Origin of the sequence: Bradyrhizobium valentinum (assembly GCF_001440405.1) — a bacterium.
GTDB classification, from domain to species: domain Bacteria; phylum Pseudomonadota; class Alphaproteobacteria; order Rhizobiales; family Xanthobacteraceae; genus Bradyrhizobium; species Bradyrhizobium valentinum.
On record NZ_LLXX01000120.1, the window covers coordinates 70,788 to 91,472 of the forward strand.

Sequence of the window (20,685 nt, forward strand, 5' to 3'; positions counted from 1 at the left end):
CAAGATGCGCCATCGTGACGGCGGTGCTTGCGGTAACGGCTTCGGTGGCGCACGCGCTTAGCGTCGAGTCCGCGCTGGAGAGTTGCAGGATGAGCGTCGGCAGGCCGATTGTTCAGGCCTGCATGCGAGCCTCCGGTGGGGCGGGAAATATCGAGGCCTGCCGCGAGAAGGCGAGGCCCCAGGTCCGCGCCTGCGTGATGGCCGCGCTCGACAAGGCCAATGGCCGCGCCAATGTCGCGGTCGCCATTCCAACCGAAGCCGCACCGAAAGTTGCGCCCGGCAGCGCGCTGCCCGCCGGATTCGTTGCGCCACCGCGAACGATCACCGATATCACCGCGATCCTGGACAGCGAGAAGGCCGATCTCAAGACGATCGAGGAGCTGAAGGCCGAGGCAGACGCAAAGCCGACCGGCAAGGAATCGCGGGAAGACCTGGCGCAGTTCTATTTCGACCGCGGCAACGCCAGGGCCCAGCTCGGCCGGCTCGCCGATTCCATCGCCGACGCGAACAAGGCCATTGAAGTCGGACGTGGGGCGGTTTCCGCCCTCTTGATGGGAAGATTGATTTCGCTCGCTGCCCAACAATACTCCGCGGCCGGCGATCCCAAGAAGGCCTTTGAACTGTATCAGCGGCTGCTTCGCGAGACATCCAACCAGAAGGGGGCCAGGGGGTTCGTGTACGGCGCCAACCGCGCGATTGCGGGATTCCTGATCCAGATGGGCGATATCGCCCAGGCGGACGCCTATCTGCGCCGCAGCCAGCCGCAGATTCAGGAATTCCGGACCAGCGGCCATCCGGGCAAGCGGGAGGCCTACAATAACTACGGCCAGAACTGGGAGGCCGAAATCGAGCTCGGCCGCGCCATGCTGTTCGAAGCGCGGGGGCAATTCCGCGAGGCCGAGGCCTCGTTCAAACTTGGCGAACTGCGCAGGCGAGCAGGGATCAAAGGCCTGTTAGGTTCAGAGCATCCGCCTTCCGAGTCCAGCCTCGTGCTCGCTGTTGACTTTACCGTACTCAGCCAAGCTCGCGTGAAGGCGCGGCAGGGACGGCTCGCGGAGGCCGAGGTCGACGCCCGCCGTGCGCTGCTGTCGCAGTTGAAAAATCAGGGCAAGTACAGTCCCGTCACGCCACGCTTCATCGGGGGGCTGGCCGACATTCTGGTCGGGCAGGGCCGTTACGTCGAGGCAGAGCAACTGGCGCGGGTATCCCTGGAGATCAGCCGGACCGTTGGCGTCGCCGAGGATTCCGTCAACAACGTGCAGCAATTGTCGCAGCTCGGCGGCATCCTCAACCTCCAGCGCAAGGGCCGGGATGCGATCGCGGTCTATGCGCAGATCGACAAGGCCATCGCCAATTGGGAGCCGGCGCGACGGCAGACCTTTGAGCTCAACGGCGGGCGGATTTCCTCGCTCTATGCCTCCGGGCAGCTCGAGGCCGGCATCGCGGCGGCCGAACAGCTCGTGAAGAAGCAGATTTCCCGCGTCGGCGAAAATCATTTCGATACCGCCTCGGCCCGCGGTACGCTGGCGATCGGCCTGATGCGGGCCGAACGCGACCAGGACGCGATCCGCGAATTCAGGGCGACGATTCCGATCCTGATGGCGTCCTCGCGCGAGAACGCCGATGACGATAATACAACCGCGGTTGCGGCGCGCAGCCAGCGCCTGCAGGGCATCGTCGAGGCGTATCTGAACATGCTGGCGCAGGAGAAGAATGCGTCCGGCGATGTCGGCGCTGAGACCTTCAGCCTTGCCGATGCCATTCGCGGCCGCTCAGTGCAGCAGGCGCTGGCGGCATCGAGTGCGCGTGCCGCCGCCAAGGATCCGGCGCTGGCCGAACTGGTGCGGAAAGAACAGGACCTCGGCAAGCAGGTGAATGCGCAGCTCGGAACGCTCACCAACGTGTTGTCGCTGCCGTCGCACGAGCGGGACGAGAAAGGCGTTCAGGCGATCAATGCTTCGATCAACGCCCTGCGCGCCGATCGCACCAAGGCGCGGCAGGAAATCAGCCGGCGCTTCCCGGTTTATGCAGACCTGATCTCGCCAAAGCCGCCATCGGTCGAGCAGATCAGGGCGACGCTGGCCGACGGCGAGGCGATGCTGTCATTCTATTTCGGGCAGACCAGCAGCTTCGTCTGGGCGGTGCCGAAGAACGGCCCGGTCGCGTTCGCCGCGATCAAGGCAACAAGCGGCGATATCGAGAGCAAGGTCCGCAAGCTGCGCGAGGCGCTGGAGCCGCAGGCGGCGATGATCTCGGATATTCCGCCGTTCGATCTCAAGCTCGCGCATGAGCTTTATTCGCTGCTGCTGCAGCCAGTCGAGAGCGGATGGAGACCGGCAAAGAACCTGATCGTGGTGACCAACGGCGCGCTCGGCCTGCTGCCATTGTCGCTGTTGCCAACGGCGCCGGCCGAGATCCGCAGCGACGACGGTCCGCTGTTTGCAAGCTACAAGGATGTGCCGTGGCTGGCGCGGACGCACGCGGTCACGACCGTCCCTTCGGCCGCGGCGCTGCGCACCTTGCGTCAACTGCCGCCCGGCAAGCCGGGCCGCGGCGAGCTGATCGCGTTCGGCGATCCATACTTCAGCAAGGAACAGGAAGCCGAGGCTGACAACGCCGACAAGGTCAGGGTCGCCGATGCCTCCGGCAACACGACGCGCGGCGGTCCATTGAAGCGGCGCAACAGCCCGAAACTCGATGGCGTCGACAGCGCCGAGCTGGCGATGTTGCCGCGGCTGCCCGATACGTCGGACGAGTTGAAGTCGATCGCGCTGGCGCTGCAGGCCGATCCGTCGAAAGTCCTCAACCTCGGCAAGCAGGCCAGCGAGCAGGCGGTCAAGACGATGGATCTTTCGGGTTTCAAGGTGCTGGCGTTCGCCACTCATGGCCTCGTGCCCGGCGAGCTGAACGGCCTGTCGCAGCCTGCGCTGGCGCTGTCATCGCCCACCGTCACCGGAGGCGAGGGTGACGGCCTGCTGACGATGGAGGAAATCCTTGGGCTGAAGCTCGACGCCGACTGGGTCGTGCTGTCGGCGTGCAACACCGGCGCCGGAGCAGGCGCCGGCGCCGAAGCCGCCTCAGGCCTCGGCCGCGCGTTTTTCTACGCCGGCACCCGCGCGCTGCTGGTGACCAACTGGTCGGTTCACTCGCAGTCGGCGCGTGAACTGGTGACCGATCTGTTCAGGCGGCAGGCGCAGGATCCTAAATTGACGCGTGGTGAAGCGCTGCGGCTGGCGATGATGGCTCTGGTGGACGGCTCCGGCTACGCTGGTGCCGACGGCAAGGCCGAATTCGCTTATGCACATCCGCTGTTTTGGGCGCCGTACACCATCATCGGCGATGGCGGCGTGAGATAATGTTGAAGGGCAGGGGGAGAACGATCGTGCGTATCTGCGGCTTGCGGCTTCTGTTGGGAAGTATTGCGATTATCGCCGCCGGAGCGATGCCGGCGGAAGCGGCGCAGGTTTTGATCACGGCCGAGGAAGCCGCGCTGCCGCCGCCAAAAGGCGCGATCGCGACCGAGCGGCGCGGAATCACGCGGGGACCCAAGGTCGATCTCCTGACCGGCGGCGGGCAGCTCCGGTCTCCGATGCGGCTTCAGCTCAAATTCGAACCCTATGGCGGGGCCAAGATCGATCCGGATTCGGTCAAGATGACCTATCTCCGGACCCCGAACGTCGATCTCACGTCGCGCGTCAAATCCTTCGTTGGGCCGCGCGGGATTGATATGCCGGAGGTCGAACTGCCGGCTGGCGAGCACATGGTGCGGGTCGACGTCAAGGACACCGACGGGCGTGTCGGGACGACGAGCTTCATCCTGAAGGTCGTCCCCTGAGCGCCGCCTGTCCATACTGCGCGAGGGAAAATCCACCCGAGGCGCTGGTGTGCGGCTCCTGCTCGCGGGAGATCGCGGTGCCGGAGTCGCTGATGGCGGAGCGTAACGAACTGGCGCGCAAGCGCGACACGTTGCGCCTCGAACTGGAGCGCGCGAAGAGCGAACTCGAGGCGCTCACGCGCCGCAGAAAAAATCGGTCAGCCTGATGGAATGCCCGTTCTGCGCCGAAACGATCAAGGATGAGGCGGTCGTCTGCAAACATTGCTCGCGGGATCTGCGGATCGTACGCCCTGTCATCATCGAGATCGAGAAAATCGTCATCGAACTCGACGCCCTGCAGCGTGAGCTCGATCGGACCAATGCGCGCATCGAGCGGATTCGTTCCCCTTTGCGATACTACGGCGTTCATTCGCTCGCCTATGTCCTGATCCCGGTTATCCTGCTGGTGGCCGCTCACATCCTCATCACCATCATCTTGGACATTACTCCGCTCTATCTCCGGCTTGCTTCGGTGGTCATTCCGCTGCCGTTCGGCTTCCTGATTCATTCGCATCTGAAAATCGGGTGGCGCGGCGCCATTGCGGTCGGGTTTTTGACGGCGGCGATCGCCGTGACATGCATGCTCGCCGTGACCGGCATCAACGACAATGTTCCGATCGTGCCCGGGCCTTGGGTCGAATGGCGAGAGGTGATCGAATATACCGCCAGCATCGCGCTCGCTTTCGTGACCGGCAACATTCTCGGCTTCCTGATTGTCGATGTGCTGCCGAAAACGGTGACGCAGGGCGGCGGCAAGCCCAACCCGCTCGCCTACAAGGCTGCAGGCCTGCTCGTCGGTCGGCATGTCGGCCCGGAGCACCTGCGCCGCCGCGCTCGCATCATTCAGGACCTGATGACGGCGGCCGGGCCCATGGTGGGGATCGTGGGGACCGCTGCCGGGTCCCTGTATGCCGGTCTGAAGGGCGTTATTGGCGGCTGAGCACATTGACGCACCGCGAAAAATTCGCCTAATAATCCCGACAATGCCGGCATTCGGCCGTTCCCTCCATCAGGTCAAACATCCATGAACAAGGTCTACCCTGACGCCAAATCGGCACTCGATGGCGTCCTAAAGGACGGCATGATGATCATGTCGGGCGGTTTCGGTCTGTGCGGTATTGCCGAAACCCTGTCGGACGCGATCCGCGATTCCGGCGTCAAGAATCTGACGGTTGTCTCCAACAATGCCGGCGTGGACGGCATCGGCCTGAGCCGGCTCCTGGAAACGCGGCAGATCAAAAAGATGATCTCGTCCTATGTCGGCGAGAACAAGCTGTTCGCCCAGCAATACCTTGCCGGCGAACTGGAACTCGAATTCAACCCGCAGGGCACGCTGGCCGAGCGCATCCGCGCCGGCGGCGCCGGTATCCCGGCCTTCTACACCAAGACCGGCGTCGGCACGCTGATCGCCGAAGGCAAGGAAGTGAAGGAATTCGACGGCGAGAAATACATCATGGAGCGCGGCCTGTTCGCGGACCTCGCCATCGTTCATGCCTGGAAGGGCGACACCGCCGGTAACCTGATCTATCGCAAGACCGCGCGCAACTTTAACCCGATGATGGCGACCGCCGCCAAGATCACGGTGGCCGAGGTCGAGCATCTGGTTCCCGCCGGCGAACTCAATCCCGATCACATCCACACCCCCGGCATTTTCGTCAAGCGCATCATCGAAGTGGGCACGGGAAAGAAGCGGATCGAGTTCCGCAACACCCGCCCGCGCCCCGCAGCCTAAGCGCGACACAGGAGAACTGACATGGCCTGGACCCGTGAACAGATGGCCGCGCGTGCCGCGAAAGAGTTGCGCGACGGCTATTACGTCAATCTCGGCATCGGCATTCCGACGCTGGTCTCGAACTACATCCCCGAGGGCATGGACGTGAACCTGCAGAGCGAGAACGGCATGCTCGGCATGGGACCATTCCCTTATGAGGATGAGGTGGATGCCGACCTCATCAACGCCGGCAAGCAGACGGTCAGCGAACTGCCGTCGACCAGCTATTTCTCCTCGGCCGATTCCTTCGGCATGGTGCGCGGCGGGCATATCGATCTGTCGATCCTCGGCGCGATGCAGGTGGCGCAGAACGGCGACCTCGCCAACTGGATGATCCCCGGCAAGATGGTGAAGGGCATGGGCGGCGCCATGGACCTCGTCGCCGGCGTCAAGCGCGTCGTCGTCGTGATGGAGCACTCCGCCAAGGACGGCCCCAAGCTTCTGAAGAAGTGCAACCTGCCGCTGACCGGCGAGCACGTCGTCGACATGGTGGTGACCGATCTCGCCGTCTTCACCATCGACAAGCACGGCAAGGACGGCATGGCGCTGATCGAACTCGCCGACGGTGTCACGCTGGACGAGGTGAAGGCGAAGACCGAAGCCGAGTTCCGCGTCGCGCTGAAGAACGCCTGACATGATGGCGGGGCGGTCGCGACCTGCGATCCGTCCCGCGCGTCCCGAAGACGCAAGCTTCATTGCCCGCAATATCCTGTCCTCGCAGCGCGGCCCGTTCCCGCGCGGCTGGTTTGACATCGCGCTTGGCTGGGACGAGCCGCAATGCCTTGCGTTCGTCGAATGCATCGCGATCGCGCCAACGCAATCGTGGTGGCACATCACCCAGTTCATCGTCGCTGAAGTCGAGGGTGAGCCGGCGGCATCGCTCTGCGCGCTGCCCGCTGAAGGCACCGAGGCCGCCGCGCGAGCAGCGATCCAGGAGGTGGCGACCGCGATAGGGCTGAGCGCCACCGATCTGAAGGCGATCTTCCGGCGTGGCGCCTATGGAGCGAATTGCTGGGTGCAGGGCGGCGAGGGCGACTGGCTGATCGAGCATGTCGCGACGCTGCCGGAGTATCGCGGGCGCGGACTGGTGCAGGCGCTGATCGGTCACGCACTCGCGGCCGGCAGGGAAGCGGGATTCGAGCGGGCCTCGATCTCGTTTCTGATCGGCAACGAGGCGGCCGAGCGCTGTTATTCCAAAGCCGGTTTTTCCTTTGCTGAAGAAAAACGCGCCCCGGCATTCGAAGCGATTACAGGTTCGCCGGGCTTCCGGCGGTTTGCGCGCGCGATCTAGAACGTGAATGGCATAGAGATCGCTGTCGCTGTCGTCCCTGCGAACGCAGGGACCCATACGCCGCGGCCTCTCTTTTTGGCGCTGGAGCCAGTTGCCTTCGTAACAACAACGGCCGGTGGTTATGGGTCCCTGCGTTCGCAGGGACGACGAGAGTGTTGTTCAACCTACGCCGGCCCGCTCGGGATGTCCGAAAACCGTGTCAGCCACGCCACCGGGCCGATGCTGGCGGCGACGATCAGCAGCGCCGCGAGCGCGCCTTCCTCGAAGCTGCCGCGGCTGGCGTACTGGTAGATCGAGGTTGCCAGCGTTTCGACGTTAAGCGGTCGCAGCAACAGTGTCGCCGGCAACTCTTTGAGGCAATCCACGAACACGACGATGACGGCACCGACCATGGCGGGGCGCAGCAGCGGCAGATGGATCAGCCGCATCGTCATGGTCTGGCCGGCGCCGACCGCGCGTGCGCTGTCGTCGTAGTCGCGCGGAATCCGCTCAAAGCCTGCCTTGATGAATCCGGTCGGCACCGCCAGAAACCGGATCACATAGGCGATGACAACGGCGGCGCCGGAGCCGACGATGATCAGTCCCGGCAGCGAACGGCCGAGCCATCCGGCGAGCGTATTCAGCGCGTTGTCGATGGCGAGCACCGGCGCGAGCAGCCCGAGCGCCAGCACCAGCCCGGGCAGCGTGTAGCCGGTCTGTGCGATGTTCATCGCGACGGAGCGCAGCGTATTCGGCCGCCAGCGCCAGGCCAGGATGGTCGCAAATCCCAGCAGCAGCGCAGTCAGCGTCGCAAGGCTCGCGAACGCGACCGAGTTGAAGGCGTCGCGCCACAGCGCCATGTCGAAATTCGCAAACAGCCCGCGCTTGAAACTCTGATGCGCGAGATACCAGAGCGGCACCAGAAATCCGAGGCAGACCGGCAGCAGGCAGGCGGCGAGGGCGCAACCGCCCTTGATGCCGGTGAGCGGGGTCCGTTGCGTAAGCCGCGGGCTTTCGGCGGAGAATTCCGTCGTGACATTGCGCCGGCCGTAGCGCTCGATCGCAATCAGCCCGGCCACGATGGCGAGCATGAAGCAGGACAACTGCGCCGCGCCGGCAAGGCTGCCGCGGTTGAGCCAGGTGGTGAACACCGACACCGTGAGCGTGCGGACGCCGAGATATTCGCTGGCGCCGATGTCGTTCAGCGTTTCCAGCGACACCAGCGCCACGCCGACCGCCAGCGCCGGCCGCGCCATCGGCAGCGAGATGCGCCAGAAAGTGATCCAGCGGCCGGCGCCAAGCGTCTTCGCAGCCTCGGCGAACTCAGCGCTCTGGAACTGGAACATCGTACGCGCTGAAAGATAGACGTAAGGGTAAAGCACCAACCCGATCACGATGATGGCGCCGGGCAGCGAGCGCAAATTGGGAAGCACGCGCACCGCGTCCTGCAACGGAAGCCACAGCGCGAGCGTACGGTGGACCAGGCCCAGCGGCTCGAACAGGTCGACATAGACATAGGCAGCGAGGTAGGTGGGGATCGCGAGCGGCAGCGGCAGCAGCCATAGCAGCATTTGCCGGCCGCGGAATTCATGCAGCGAGACCGCCCACGCCGTGCCGGTGCCGATCGCAAGCGACAAGGCGCCGACGCCGCCGAGCAGCAGCGTGGTGTCGAGCAGGGTGCGCGGCAGCACGTAATCGATGAGGTGCTGCCAGACGTCGGGCGCGGGCTGCATCGCGAGAGCGATGATGGAAATAACGGGGGCGGCGACGAGAACGGCGGTGGCAACCGCGATGGCCGCGGCGATCCGCCCCGAGCGCGCGGCGGGATTCACGTCGGCACACGTCGGCGGGATGGGCCGAAATATGTCCGCTTGTACAGGTGGGCTCCCTCCCCCCTTGCGGGGGAGGGCGGGGGAGAGGGGTAGCCACGAGCTAAACTGCCCGTGTGGCTTACCCCTCTCCCTAACCCTCCCCCGCAAGGGGGGAGGGGACGCAGTTGTGCTCTCCGCACGATCACGGTTCTATCGCTTCACGGAAGCTCAATTATCGAATCCGACCTTGTCCACCAGCGTCGAGGCCGCCTTGCGGTTGGCGGCGATCTTGGCGATCGGCAGCGGATCGGCCGTGAGCTTGCCGTAACCCGCAATCGTCGGGTTGACGGCGACGCCGGCGCGAACCGGGTATTCGTAGTTGGAATCGGCGTAGATCTGCTGCGCCTTGTCACCGACGAGCCACTCGATCAGCTTGACGCCGTTGGCCTTGTTGGGCGCGTTCTTCGCCAGGAGGACGCCGGAGAGATTGACGTGGGTGCCGCCGCCTTCGAAGGTCGGCAGGATCACCTTGGTGGCTTCCGCCCACGGCTTCTTCTCGGGGTCGTTGTTCATCATCAGCGCCCAGTAATAGGTGTTGCCGATGCCGATGTCGCACTTGCCGGCCGCGACGTCGCGCGCGGCTTCGCGGTCGCCGCCGGAGGGTTTTTGCGCCAGGTTGGCCTTCACGCCCTTCAACCATTCCTCGGCTTTGGCCTCGCCGTACTTCGCCGTGTAGGCCGCGAACAGGCCGTTGTTGTAGATGTGCTGGCCGGAGCGGATGCAGATCTTGCCCTTCCATTTGGGATCGGCGAGCTCTTCGTAGGTGATCTTGTCCTGCTTGACGCGGTCCTTCGAGGCGTAGATCACGCGCGCTCGCATGGAAATGCCGGCCCAGTGGCCGTCGGGATCGCGGTACTGCGCCGGCACGATCTCGTCGATCACCACCGACTTGATCGGCTGGGTGACGCCGGCCTTCACGGCGTCGTCGAGGCGGCCGATGTCGACCGTCAGCAGCACGTCGGCGGGGCTGTTGGCGCCTTCGGTCTTCATGCGCTGCTCGAGGCCAGAGCTTGCGGAAACGACGTTGACCTTGATGCCGGTGTCCTTGGTGAAGGCGTCGAACAGCGGCTGGATCAGCTTGGTTTCGCGATAGGTGTAGACGTTGACTTCGCCGTCGGCGGACGCCGGCGACGCTCCAAACGCGGTGAAACAAAGCAACGCTGCGGTTGCGGCGGTAGCGCGAAAGTTCATCATGAAAGCTGCCCGGCAGATTGGTTGAGGTGTCGATTTCAGTAGCGCAGCGACCACCGTGCCGTCAGCGACCGGATGTCGCGACCGGCTTCATTTAGAGCGATTCCAGTATCTGATTTTAGAGCGATTCCAAATGTGGCGGGCTTCCGGGGCCGGAAGCAAGCGGTCACGCGGCCTGTTAGCAATCAACGGGTGCGGTCGAAATCAACAGCGGCGGTGTTGCCGCCGCTGACGATGATCGCAATTCGTTCGTCCGCGCTGGGCTTGTACGCGCCCGACAGGATCGCGGAAAATGCAGCCGCGCCACCCGGCTCTGCCACGATGCGCAGGGCGCGCCAAAGCGTCTCCTGAGCATCGGCAATCGCGGCGTCGGAAACCAGCACCGTTTGTCGTGCGTATTTCCGGACGATCGGAAAAACCCGTTCACCCACACGTCTCGGCGCCAGTGAATCCGCCGCCAGTCCGCCGGCCTCCGCATCGACCGGATGGCCGGCCTCAAAAGCCCTCGTCAGCGTCGGCGATGCAAGCGGCTCGACCCCGATCACCTTGATACGGCCGGCGTACCAGGCGGCAAGTCCTGCGACCAATCCGCCGCCGCCCACCGACACCAGCAGCGTATCGATATCCGGCGCCTGGCCGGCGAGTTCGAGGCCGAGCGTTCCCTGTCCCATGATGGTTTCGTTCTGGTCGAATGCCGGCACCGGCAATGCGCCGGTTTGTTGCGCCCATGCCTCGCTGGCGGCGAGCGCATCGGCATAGCGTTCGCCCTCGATCGTGAGGTCGGCGCCGTAGTCCCTGATACGCTGCACCTTCGCCGGCGAAGAGACGCTGGGAACGAAGATCTTGGCCGGCTTGCCGAGCTTCATTGCCGCATAGGCGACGGCCGCGCCGTGGTTGCCGCCGGACGCCGCCACCACGCCGGCCTTCGGCACGTCGCGGGTCAGCAGGTTGGCGAAAGCGCCGCGCGCCTTGAACGAGCCGGAATGCTGCAGAAGCTCTAGCTTGAGCGTGAGGGGATGGCTCGGAAGACCGAACTCGGCGCCATCGACCTGGACCACCGGCGTCCGCCGGACAAAGGGCCGGATCAGCCGCTCGCATTGCGCGATCATTTCCGATGTAACGGCATCCGCTGACGCATCCATTGCAACGCACTCCCAAGCAAGATCGAACAAGGCGAAATCGAACAGGGCGAAATCGATAAGCCCAAGCCGAGACGGGCCCGATTGACAGAAATTAGTCATTTAGCTAATTAGCAATATGGCTTCTTTCGAGGATGGCGTCGAGTCTGCTTTTCGCGCGCTCGCCAGCGATCGGCGGCTGTTGATCCTGGAATGGCTGAAACGCCCCCGGGCGCATTTTCGCCCCCAGGTCGACGGCGACCTTGTCAAGGACGGGGTCTGCGGTGTCTTGATTGCCGAAAAGCTCGGCGTCAGCCAGCCCACCGTGAGCGAGCATCTGAAGATATTATCGCAGGCGGGATTGGTGAGCGCCAAGCGCGTCAAGCAGTGGACGTTCTACAAGCGCGATGAAGCGCGCATCGCCAAGCTGAAAGCCCGCATGCTCGAGAAGATCTGATGTTCGGTCGCGGGCTGCGCCAGCGCGCGCCGACGCTGGGCGCTCCGTGCCGACATTTTGAGCAGCGCAGCGCACGTTATCCGTTCGACCTCGGCGTCATCAGTGCCTAGTCTCGGCCGAAGCGGAGATGATGCCAATGCGCGCGGTACTGGACTATTGCACCGGAGGGGTGGAACGGGAGGTGCCGGCCGGCACGGCTTTCATTCACGAGGGCAGCAGGACCGGGCATCTCTTTGTCCTGGTCCGGGGGCGGCTTGAAGTCATAAAGGGCGACAGCGTCGTGGCCGTCCTCAGCGAGCCGGGGGCGATGCTCGGGGAAATGTCGGTGCTGCTCGAGCAGCCCCATACGGCAACCGTGCGCGCCGCTTCCGATTCAGTGGTCTACGAGTTCGACGATGCCGCGGCGTTCCTGCGTGACCAGCCGGCGGTGGCGCTGTTGATCGCGCGGTTGCTGGCGCAGCGCCTCAATGTCGCGACCACCTATCTCGCCGATCTCATGCATCAGTATAGCGATCACGGTAACCACCTCTCGATGGTCGGCGAGCTCCTGCAGAGCATGATCAACCTGCCGCCGACGCAGGTTTCGCCAGGCTCGGATCGGCAATCCGACCCAAGGATGTAAGCCAGGCCGGCGGGTTCTCGATTCCCGCCGCCGGCCGCAGCAAGGGCGCGCACAGGTCGATACGTTGCGCCTCGCCGGCCGCAATCCAGAACGCTGCGCCCTCATCGAAGTCGAGCACGATGCAGACCGGCGGACGGCCGTGCTGCAGGCCGGCATTGAATACCCAGGTCGTGCCGATGCGGTCGAACCACGACCCGTCGGGGACGAACGGCGATTGATGGACGTGTCCTGAGATCACCATGGAAGGCTGGTACTGCGCGATCCATTGCAACAGCTCGACGTCGCCGAAGAACCGCTTGCCGCCCCAGCTCGTCGGCGAATTTGCCGGCGGCGCATGATGCACCCAGATCCAGCGCTGCGCCCGTTCCGCCGCGGCGTCGCGAAGCTGGGATTCGATGCGGCTCTTGACGAGCGGCCCGTCCCACCATGGACACACGGTAAAGTGCGTGCCGCCGATGGTGAGGCTGTCGCCGTCGCAGGCGATGCCGAGTTCGCTGATATCGCCGATCCAGCGTGCGATCTTTTCGCCTTCCGCGCTGCGCTCGTCGAGGTCGTGATTGCCCGAGCAGAGAATGACCCGCGTGATGCCTGATAGCAGCGACAGGTATTTTTTCACGACCAGAATCTGCGCGCGAAAATCGACCAACGATCCAACGTCGAGCGCGTCGCCGGCGAAAATGACGACGTCGAATTGCGGCGCTGCCGCAAGCAGCCAGTCGAACTGCGGCAATGAATAATGCAAATCGGCAACGACAAGGCAGCGCATAATAATCAAATCCAAAAATGCCCGGGAAACAGGCGATCCGCAGGCGGATGCGTTCAGGCAGACTGGATTCGAGCAAGAATTGTGCCGACCCTGATGTTCAGACGGGATCGCTCCCCGCTGAAAGGATCAGGGCGCGTACCCATAAATCGAGCTTGATGGCTACTCGATGTCCGATATGCGCCGATGGCGGACCAAATGCCGCATCGCAGCGAAACGACGCTAAGTGCCACGAGCAGAATTATTTTTTACTATTTAGCCATCCGCCATGCGAACAGCACCACAGTCGCCCCGAGCGCCGCTGCAATTACCGACGTCACTATCCCGCCGCCGAGGGCGAGAAGAACCGCGATGTGATAGCCAATCAACGCGCCAGCAATACCCACCAATGCGCTTGTGACGATGCCGCGGGTTGATCCGGAGAATTGACGAGCAAGCCATGACGGCCCCGCAAGCCGGTCGAACAGAAAGCCAGCGGCGAGGCCGACTACGAGAACTACAATAAACGTTACGACGGGGTCTGGGGCGCGCATGTTAGGCCGCCTGGAGTGTGGTTTAGATAAGTTTACGCAAACTCAGTCCAAGCGTCACAGGAACGGTGCGCCTTTACCGGAGAGAAGTCGACCAATATTTCGTGAAATCGGCGACCCAAAAATTTAGGCCGACCACTTCCGGTCTACCCCGATAAGCAGACAATCTCCGTGCCGGCCGGCACTTCGCAAAAGTGCCAAAATCGGAAGTTCGAGCCTTTTCTCCAAAGCAGTCGTTCTCGCCCGCCCGCGATTGATTGACCGGCTTGGCGTGATCGGCGGAGACAAGTTGTATGATGTCCTATCGACTGCCGCAAACAAGGAAAGGTACGAATGTTCATGAGCCCGTTTAATTTTGCCGCCGGTCAACCAGGGCGTTAGGAGGCGGCATGAATCGCCTGAGATACCTCACGATTGCCGCAGTTTTGGCAACCGTTCATTTATTGTTGGCGTTGAGTTCTCTTCTCGTCAGTTTTTCCTTGGGAATGGGGCGCTTCGACTCGGGTGGCGATATGAGCCAACTCGAAAGTTTGGCCACGGCGCTTTCGGACACGCTCCTTTCGCCCATCTCACACGTCCAAACCAAGGGGTTATCGTCCCCGCTACAGTGGGCGGTCGTTCTTGGAAACAGCATTCTTTGGGGTGCTGTTCTTGCAGTGCCATTATGGGGATTGGCGCGACTGGTGAGGGGTAAACGTGCTGCCTTCTAACAACGCATTCGAGCGGACCGTGAAGCATCGTGGGCCGCGTCTGATCGCAGCACAGCGGTGGTGGCCGGCCGCTCAACTCGGTCGGCCCTAATCCTCGCTTGCCCTGAACCGACCGAGCCCCTTCAGCACGAACGGCGCCAGTAGCGCGATCAGCGCGATGCCGAGCAGCGTGGCCGACATCGGACTTTGCAGCAGCACCAGCGGATCGCCGAGGCTGATCGCAAGCGCCCGGCGCAACTGGCTTTCGGCGATCGGCCCCAGGATGAGACCGACGACGACAGGCGCGATCGGAAAATCGAACCTGCGCATCAAAAAGCCCAGCACGCCAAAACCTGCCAGCATCGACAGTTCGACGACCGATGGCTTTGCCGCGATGGTGCCCATGGTCGCGAACACGAGAATGCCGGCGTACAGCCACGGCTGCGGGATCGCGAGCAGCTTCACCCACAGGCCAACCAGCGGCAGGTTGAGGACCAGCAGCATGACATTGGCGATGAACAGGCTGGCGATCAGGCCCCACACCAGATCGGGCCGCTCGGCAAACAGCAGCGGCCCCGGGTTCAGGCCGTATTGCTGAAAGCCCGCCAGCATCATCGCAGCCGTGGCCGAGGTCGGCAGCCCGAGCGTCAGCAGCGGCACCAGGGTGCCGGCGGCGGAGGCGTTGTTGGCGGCTTCCGGCCCCGCGACGCCTTCGATCGCGCCCCTGCCGAATTCCTCTGGATGTTTCGACAGCCGCTTCTCGGTCGAGTAGGACAGGAAGGTCGGAATTTCCGCGCCGCCGGCAGGCAGCGCGCCGATCGGAAAACCGAACATCGTTCCGCGCAGCCACGCTTTCCACGACCGCTTCCAGTCTTCCATCGTCATCCACAGCGAGCCGCGCACCGGCTCGATCTTCTCCTCGGCGTGATGGCGGCGCGATGCGACGTAGAGCGCTTCGCCCAAGGCGAACAGGCCGACCGCCAGCGTCGTCACCTCGACGCCGTCGAGCAGTTCGGGGATGCCGAACGCGAGCCGGGCCTGGCCGGTGAGCTTATCGATGCCGATCAGGCCGAGCGTCAGCCCGATGAACAGGCTGGTCAGTCCGCGGACCGGCGAATTTCCGAAGGTCGCCGACACCGTGACAAAGGCCACGCACATCAGCGCAAAGTAATCTTCAGGCCCGAAGCGCACCGCGAAATCGACCAGCCACGGCGCCAGAAAGGCGAGGCCGATGGTCGCGAGCGTGCCCGCGACGAACGAGCCGATCGCCGCGGTCGCAAGCGCCGGACCGCCGCGCCCGGCCCTGGCCATCTTGTTGCCCTCGAGCGCGGTCGCCATCGATGCGCTCTCGCCGGGCGTGTTGATCAGGATGGCGGTGGTCGATCCGCCATACATGCCGCCGTAATAGATGCCGGCGAACATGATCAGCGAGCCGCCGGGATCGAGCTTGTAGGTGACCGGCAGCAGCAATGCGACGGTGAGCGCCGGGCCGATGCCGGGCAGCACGCCGACCGCAGTGCCGAGGAACACGCCGACCAGCGCGTAGAGCAGGTTCATGGGCTGCACGGCGACAGCCATGCCATGCGCGAGCGCGGCAAAAGTTTCCATTACAGCAGTCTTTCCAGAGGGCCGGCAGGAAGACTGAGCGTCAGCAGCCGATCGAAGGCGAGGTAGACGAGCGTGGTGATCACGATGGCGATCGCGAAGTCGGCGAGGATGGCGCGCCGTCCGAAGGCCGCCGAGGTGGTGACGAACAGCGCCGAGGTCGCAAGGATGAAGCCGCCGCCGAGGCCGATGATGGCGATCAGCAGCACCAGACCCCCGAGGATCAGCAGCACAGCCCTGGGATCGGCGCTCTCGCGCGGCGGCAGGTCGCCGCGCAGGGCGTCGATCAGATTGCCGATCGCGAGCAGGCCGAGTCCGATCGCGATGACGACCGGCATCACCTCGGGCCCCATCCCGTACATCGTGGTTGATGGCAGTTGACGCGAGTCCCATACCAGCACCGCGGCAAGTGCCGCGAGCGCGAGCGCAACGACGACGCCGGCACGATCGACGCGCCGCGCCGCCGGCTCCTGCGGACTATCCGTCATGATTTGACTAGGCCGACCGACTTCAGCACGTCAGTGACGCGCGCGGTTTCCTTCTTCAGAAAATCCGCGAACGCATCGCCGCCGAGATAGGCGTCATCCCAGCCCTTCTGCTTGAGGATGTCCTTCCAGGCGTCCGACTTGACCATCTTCTCCACCGCATCGCTCAGGGTCTTACGCTGTTCCGGCGTGATGCCGGGAGGCGCGACGACCGAGCGCCAGTTGGCGAGCACGAGGTCGATCCCCTGTTCCTTGAAGGTCGGAATATCGAGGCCGGCGATGCGGTTCTCCGACGTCACGCCGAGCGCGCGCAGTTTGCCTGACTTGATCTGGCCTTCGTACTCACTCAGTCCGGAAATGCCGGCGGTGACTTTGCCGCCGAGAATCGCCGCCAGCGACTCGCCGCCTCCGGAAAACGGGATGTAGTTGATCTTCTTCGCGTCGGCGCCGATCGTTCCCGCAAACAACGCCGCCATCACATGGTCGACGCCGCCGGCGGAGCCGCCGGCAAAGGTCACTTTCGCGATATCGGCCTTCACGGCGGCGGCGAGATCCTCCGCCGTCTTGATCGGCGAATTCGCCGGCACCACGATCACCTGGATTTCCTCGGTTAGCCGCGCAATCGGCGTCACCTGTTCGAGCGTCACCGGCGACTTGTTCATGGCGAGCGCGCCCACCATGACGAAACCGTTCACCATCATCTGGTTGCCGTCGCCCTTGGCGCCGTTGACGAACTGCGCGATGCCGACGCTGCCGCCGGCGCCGGCAACGTTCGTCACCTGGACGCTGCGGGCGATCTTGGCGGCGACCAGCGCCTGCTGCATCGAGCGGGCGGTTTGATCCCATCCGCCGCCGGGTGCAGCAGGCGCCATTATCTTGAGCTCGAGCTGCTGCGCGAGGGCAGGGCCGCCTGCTGCAAGGCTCAACGCGACGACCGCGCCGAACAGGCGCGCATGAAACGGGATCATGGGATTTCCTCCAGGCTCACGCGGAGCCATTATGTGTCAATTCGTCGCATATCAGCCGGAAAAGGCGTCGCTGTCCAGCAGGACCTTTACGTGTCCGAACCCGGTCCTTCAGTAAAAGATCTCGCCGCATCTCCAACCTCGCCCCGCTTGCGGGGAGAGGTCGGCGCGAAGCGCCGGGTGAGGGGGTACAGGTCTCACGTCATTCAGAGCTCGCGGAGAGGGCCCCTCACCCCAACCCTCTAAGAGCGAGCTTCGCTCGTCTCGACCCCGTGAAGGACGGGGAGAGGGAGCGGAGAAAGCACCGTGTGCTGATCGCGATTCTGGATTAGCCTCCGAAAATTTCGCTACGGCCTTGAAGCGCGGGCGGCTTTCGTCTTCGGCATTTGCCTTGAGCGAAAGTGAAACGCCAATTGCGTGGCGCACGTCCGAAGAGGAGTCGTGCTTTGCTTTGCCTTGGCCTGGGCGATAGCGCCTGAATAAGACGCAATGACGAAGGTGGCCAAGGCCTCGGCGTCGAAAGCGCCGGCGAAATCCGCCCGCAGTTTGTCGGCAATCACCTTGCGCCAATTGTCATAGATGCTCTCGATCGCCTCTCGAAATTCGGAATCTGCCGCGCAAAGCTCGAGCGCCAGATTGTTGAGCGGGCATCCCAGAATAGCCCTGGACCGATCGAGGGCCGACGCGATCTGCTCGAACGCCGTACGTATCCCTTCCTCCGCGCCGCGTGCGGACCTGACCGGCTCGAGCCAATGCTTGTCGACGGCTTGCGCGACGCGCTCCTGGATGACGTTGAGCGCAAGCACCTTCTTCGTGGGGAAATGATGGTGGAGGGCGCCCGCCGTTACGCCGGCCGCGCGAACAATGTCGTGCGTGCTGGTCGAGTGATAGCCCCGCTTCTGGAAGGCGTCCGCTGTTGCATCCAGGATGCGCTTTCTCACTCCGGCGGGATCGTTGGTTCGCGAGCGGCCGCTGGCCGGTTTCTTGGTCATGAGGAACTCCCACCGCTATCGGCACAGAAGCCGTCTATCGGATTGACAAAAACAGGGCAACCTGTTTGTTTTTGATCTCGCGAGTGTGATGATCGTGGAGGAACATCGATGCCCGAGAATGTTCGATCCGATCGAGAAGCGCGAGGCAGCGATCGCAAAATCCGGCTGTTCTCCGGTCCCCTGAGCATGTTCGGCGCAAAGGTCCAGATCGCGGCGCACGAGAAGAACATCGATTTCGAACTGGTCATGGTCCCCTTCACCATGAAGGAGGGTTATGCGCCAAAGCATCCTGAAGTGCTGCGCATCAATCCGAAACGACAGGTCCCAGTACTGATCGACGGTGACCTCGAGATCTTCGATTCCACCCAAATTTTCGAGTATCTTGAAGACATCGAGCCTCATCCTGCGCTGTGGCCTGCGATGTCTGCAGCGCGCGCGTGGTCTCGCCGGCTGGAACATGAATCGGATGAGGTCTATTTCCCTCATATCATCAAGTTGATGCAGCTCTGGAAAACGCCTGATGATCCCGCCGCGGAGCTCGCGCGCGCGGGCGCTGCCGCTTACTATCGAACAATGGAGAGCGTGCTTGATGACCGCGAGTTTCTCGGCGGCGCGTATTCCTTTGCCGATATCGCGTTCTATATGGCCCAGCTCTTCGGCGCGCGCTGGGGCGCCGACATGACCAGCGAAACGCCGAGGCTTCTGCAATGGCGGCAGCGCATGACGGCAAGACCGGCGGTCATCAAAGTAGTCGGTCCGATGGCCGATTACTTGCGCGGCCAGGGCCTCAGCGTACCGGCGTTTCTTCCGTCAAAAGCGGAATGATCGACGCTTGCGGCTACGTACGCCTGTAACCCTCATGGTGAGGAGGCGCGGAGCGCCGTCTCGAACCATGAGGCCCGTGGCCCATCCTTCGAGACGCCCGCTCTGCGGGCTCCTCAGGATGAGGGTTGAGCCGCTATGATGCAGTAAGATTAAGCCCGCGCGATCGCGTGCGGAAATACGATCTCGATCAACGTGCCGGAACGGCCGCCGGTCTTGATCTGGAATTTCGCGCGGTTGGCTTCGACCAGGGCCTTGGTCAGCGACAGGCTGAAGTTCGAACTCTCGGCCTGATCCGACGGCGCCCGCGTGCGGAACGGCTCGAGCGCGGCGGCGACCTCATTATCGTTGAGGCCATGGCCGGTGTCGCGGACCCGCAGCATCACCTCGCCGAAATCGGACAAGGCGGTCGAGACGATGACCTGTCCGCCGGCATTGGCGAGATGGATCGAATTGCCGATCAGGTTGAGCGTGATCTGGCGCAGCGCCCGCGCGTCCGCGGTCACGGGCGGCAGCGTGTGCGCCAGTGACGTGCGGATGATGATGCGCTCGCGGTTGGCCTGCGGCTGCAGTACCGCAACGCAGCTCTCGACCAGCTCGTTAAGGTTCTGGTTGGTGAAGGCGAGATCGAGCTTGCCGGTTTCGATCCTTGAGAGATCGAGCAGGTCGTTGATGATGGCGACCACGCGTTCGCCGGAGGCGCGGATGTCCTTCATGTATTCGAGGTAGCGCTCGTTGCCGAGCGCGCCGAAACGCTCGCCGATCATCACTTCGGAAAAGCCGATGACGGCGTTCAGCGGCGTGCGGACCTCGTGGCTGATCCGCGCCAGCACGTCGGCCTTGGCATTGGCGGCGCGTTCGGCCAGCCGCCGCGCCTCGCGCAATTCGCTCTCGGTCTTCCTGGCTTGCGAGAGATCGCGGAACACCGCGAAGAAATTCGGGCCGTCAGAGCGGGTGCGGCCCATGGTCATCGACAGCGGGATGATGCCGCCCTTGCTTTCGCGGCCCAGTACCTCGCGCCCGTGATCGAGCAGGCTGGCGACGCCGGACGCCTTGATGCCGGCGAGATATTCGAACACGCCGTGCTGGCTCTCGGGCGCGAAGAGATCGGCGAGATTACGCCTGGCGAGTTCGTTGCCGTCATGGCCGAACAGCGCTTCGGCGCTACGGTTGGCCGCATTGATGTTGCCCTCGGCGTCGAACATCAGGATGCCTTCGGCCGTGGTGTCGAGGATGGCGGCGAGGTCTTCGGCGTTGGCATGGCCGACATCCGACGGTTCGGAAGCGTCAGGCTCCGGTTCGAAGACGTCAGGCGCCGATGCCGGCTCGGCTCGCGCGATGGCGGCCGCGATCGCCGCGCCCTCATGGCGGGTGCCCGAGAAGATCAAGGCGAGGGCGGAATCGCCGTCCCATGAAATCGTGTAGAGGCGGGCGTCGGCGGCCGATGATTGCGCATCGGCATCCGCGGGCATGCTTGCGGAAATCGTCACCGGTCTGCCGGTGTCCGATGTCGAGGAGGCGTTGGAGGCGCCTGGTTCGACGTAGAGCGCGTCGAGGCCGCCGGCGTCTTCCAGCGCATGCAGGCTCAGATAGCCCATCTGCGTCAGGAAGGCAGGGTTGGCATACAGCAGCCGGTCGAGCCGGTAGATCAGGATGCCGA

Annotated in this window: 21 protein-coding genes; 11 read left to right on the forward strand and 10 right to left on the reverse strand. The window is 63.7% G+C overall.

The annotated features are described in order from the left end of the window. Nucleotides 1-89: 89 nt before the first annotated feature. From CP49_RS19960 to CP49_RS19990, 7 genes are all read left to right on the forward strand, one after another. Complete coding sequence (locus tag CP49_RS19960) at nt 90-3,356, forward strand: CHAT domain-containing tetratricopeptide repeat protein (RefSeq protein WP_245310765.1); 3,267 nt, start codon at nt 90-92, stop codon at nt 3,354-3,356. A 26-nt stretch (nt 3,357-3,382) separates the two neighbouring features. After that, complete coding sequence (locus CP49_RS19965; RefSeq protein WP_245310766.1) at nt 3,383-3,835, forward strand: hypothetical protein; 453 nt, start codon at nt 3,383-3,385, stop codon at nt 3,833-3,835. Nucleotides 3,836-3,912: 77 nt separating this feature from the next. Then, nucleotides 3,913-4,041, forward strand: coding sequence for a hypothetical protein (locus CP49_RS48670; protein ID WP_276326486.1), 129 nt, complete (start codon nt 3,913-3,915; stop codon nt 4,039-4,041). Further along, nucleotides 4,041-4,814 carry a hypothetical protein gene (locus CP49_RS19975; protein WP_057851925.1) on the forward strand — a complete coding sequence of 258 codons (774 nt, stop codon included), beginning with the start codon at nt 4,041-4,043 and terminating at the stop codon, nt 4,812-4,814. The genes CP49_RS48670 and CP49_RS19975 overlap by 1 nt, the downstream gene beginning before the upstream one ends. Before the next feature lie 84 nt (nt 4,815-4,898). Continuing rightward, nucleotides 4,899-5,606, forward strand: coding sequence for a CoA transferase subunit A (locus tag CP49_RS19980; protein WP_057851926.1), 708 nt, complete (start codon nt 4,899-4,901; stop codon nt 5,604-5,606). 21 nt (nt 5,607-5,627) lie between these two features. Then, nucleotides 5,628-6,278, forward strand: coding sequence for a 3-oxoacid CoA-transferase subunit B (locus tag CP49_RS19985; protein ID WP_057851927.1), 651 nt, complete (start codon nt 5,628-5,630; stop codon nt 6,276-6,278). A 1-nt stretch (nt 6,279) separates the two neighbouring features. Then, on the forward strand, nt 6,280-6,936 hold the full coding sequence (locus tag CP49_RS19990) for a GNAT family N-acetyltransferase (protein ID WP_338060368.1): 657 nt from the start codon (nt 6,280-6,282) through the stop codon (nt 6,934-6,936). A 164-nt stretch (nt 6,937-7,100) separates the two neighbouring features. Here the strand turns inward: CP49_RS19990 and CP49_RS19995 are convergent, their stop codons facing one another. The 3 genes from CP49_RS19995 to CP49_RS20005 form a co-directional block, all read right to left on the reverse strand. Beyond that, nucleotides 7,101-8,747 (reverse strand): ABC transporter permease, encoded by a 1,647-nt coding sequence (locus CP49_RS19995; protein ID WP_057851928.1) that lies wholly within the window; start codon nt 8,745-8,747, stop codon nt 7,101-7,103. A 207-nt stretch (nt 8,748-8,954) separates the two neighbouring features. After that, nucleotides 8,955-9,980: a Fe(3+) ABC transporter substrate-binding protein gene (locus CP49_RS20000; protein ID WP_057851929.1), complete on the reverse strand. Its 1,026-nt coding sequence runs from the start codon at nt 9,978-9,980 to the stop codon at nt 8,955-8,957. A gap of 182 nt (nt 9,981-10,162) precedes the next feature. Then, nucleotides 10,163-11,119, reverse strand: coding sequence for a threonine/serine dehydratase (locus CP49_RS20005; RefSeq protein ID WP_057851948.1), 957 nt, complete (start codon nt 11,117-11,119; stop codon nt 10,163-10,165). 115 nt (nt 11,120-11,234) lie between these two features. Between CP49_RS20005 and CP49_RS20010 the strand changes: the two genes are divergently transcribed. Together CP49_RS20010 and CP49_RS20015 are read left to right on the forward strand one after the other, a co-directional pair. Continuing rightward, nucleotides 11,235-11,552, forward strand: a complete 318-nt coding sequence (locus CP49_RS20010; RefSeq protein ID WP_057851930.1) for an ArsR/SmtB family transcription factor — start codon at nt 11,235-11,237, stop codon at nt 11,550-11,552. 136 nt (nt 11,553-11,688) lie between these two features. Next, nucleotides 11,689-12,174, forward strand: a complete 486-nt coding sequence (locus CP49_RS20015; RefSeq protein WP_057851931.1) for a Crp/Fnr family transcriptional regulator — start codon at nt 11,689-11,691, stop codon at nt 12,172-12,174. Here CP49_RS20015 and CP49_RS20020 read toward each other — a convergent pair. Then, the gene (locus CP49_RS20020) at nt 12,113-12,940 is read right to left on the reverse strand and encodes a metallophosphoesterase family protein (RefSeq protein ID WP_057851932.1); all 828 of its coding nucleotides are present in this window, start codon (nt 12,938-12,940) and stop codon (nt 12,113-12,115) included. The genes CP49_RS20015 and CP49_RS20020 overlap by 62 nt on opposite strands. Nucleotides 12,941-13,188: 248 nt before the next feature. Further along, entirely contained in the window at nt 13,189-13,470 is a 282-nt protein-coding gene (locus CP49_RS20025; RefSeq protein ID WP_057851933.1) for a hypothetical protein, read from the reverse strand. A 386-nt stretch (nt 13,471-13,856) separates the two neighbouring features. Here CP49_RS20025 and CP49_RS44795 point away from each other — a divergent pair, with 386 nt between their 5' ends. Further along, entirely contained in the window at nt 13,857-14,177 is a 321-nt protein-coding gene (locus CP49_RS44795) for a hypothetical protein (RefSeq protein ID WP_156438526.1), read from the forward strand. 87 nt (nt 14,178-14,264) lie between these two features. On the opposite strand, the gene CP49_RS20030 is transcribed toward CP49_RS44795, so the two are convergent. From CP49_RS20030 to CP49_RS20045, 4 genes are all read right to left on the reverse strand, one after another. Continuing rightward, nucleotides 14,265-15,764 carry a tripartite tricarboxylate transporter permease gene (locus CP49_RS20030; protein WP_057851934.1) on the reverse strand — a complete coding sequence of 500 codons (1,500 nt, stop codon included), beginning with the start codon at nt 15,762-15,764 and terminating at the stop codon, nt 14,265-14,267. Then, nucleotides 15,764-16,249, reverse strand: coding sequence for a tripartite tricarboxylate transporter TctB family protein (locus CP49_RS20035; RefSeq protein WP_057851935.1), 486 nt, complete (start codon nt 16,247-16,249; stop codon nt 15,764-15,766). Before CP49_RS20035 ends, CP49_RS20030 begins: the two co-directional genes overlap by 1 nt. Further along, complete coding sequence (locus tag CP49_RS20040) at nt 16,246-17,214, reverse strand: Bug family tripartite tricarboxylate transporter substrate binding protein (RefSeq protein ID WP_057851936.1); 969 nt, start codon at nt 17,212-17,214, stop codon at nt 16,246-16,248. The genes CP49_RS20035 and CP49_RS20040 overlap by 4 nt, the downstream gene beginning before the upstream one ends. Nucleotides 17,215-17,558: 344 nt before the next feature. Continuing rightward, entirely contained in the window at nt 17,559-18,203 is a 645-nt protein-coding gene (locus tag CP49_RS20045) for a TetR/AcrR family transcriptional regulator (protein WP_057851937.1), read from the reverse strand. 108 nt (nt 18,204-18,311) lie between these two features. On the opposite strand from CP49_RS20045, the gene CP49_RS20050 reads away from it, so the two are divergent. Beyond that, nucleotides 18,312-19,028 carry a glutathione S-transferase family protein gene (locus CP49_RS20050; RefSeq protein ID WP_057851938.1) on the forward strand — a complete coding sequence of 239 codons (717 nt, stop codon included), beginning with the start codon at nt 18,312-18,314 and terminating at the stop codon, nt 19,026-19,028. A gap of 149 nt (nt 19,029-19,177) precedes the next feature. Here the strand turns inward: CP49_RS20050 and CP49_RS20055 are convergent. Then, a partial coding sequence (locus CP49_RS20055) for a PAS domain-containing sensor histidine kinase (protein ID WP_156438527.1) occupies nt 19,178-20,685 on the reverse strand: 1,508 nt, incomplete at its 5' end.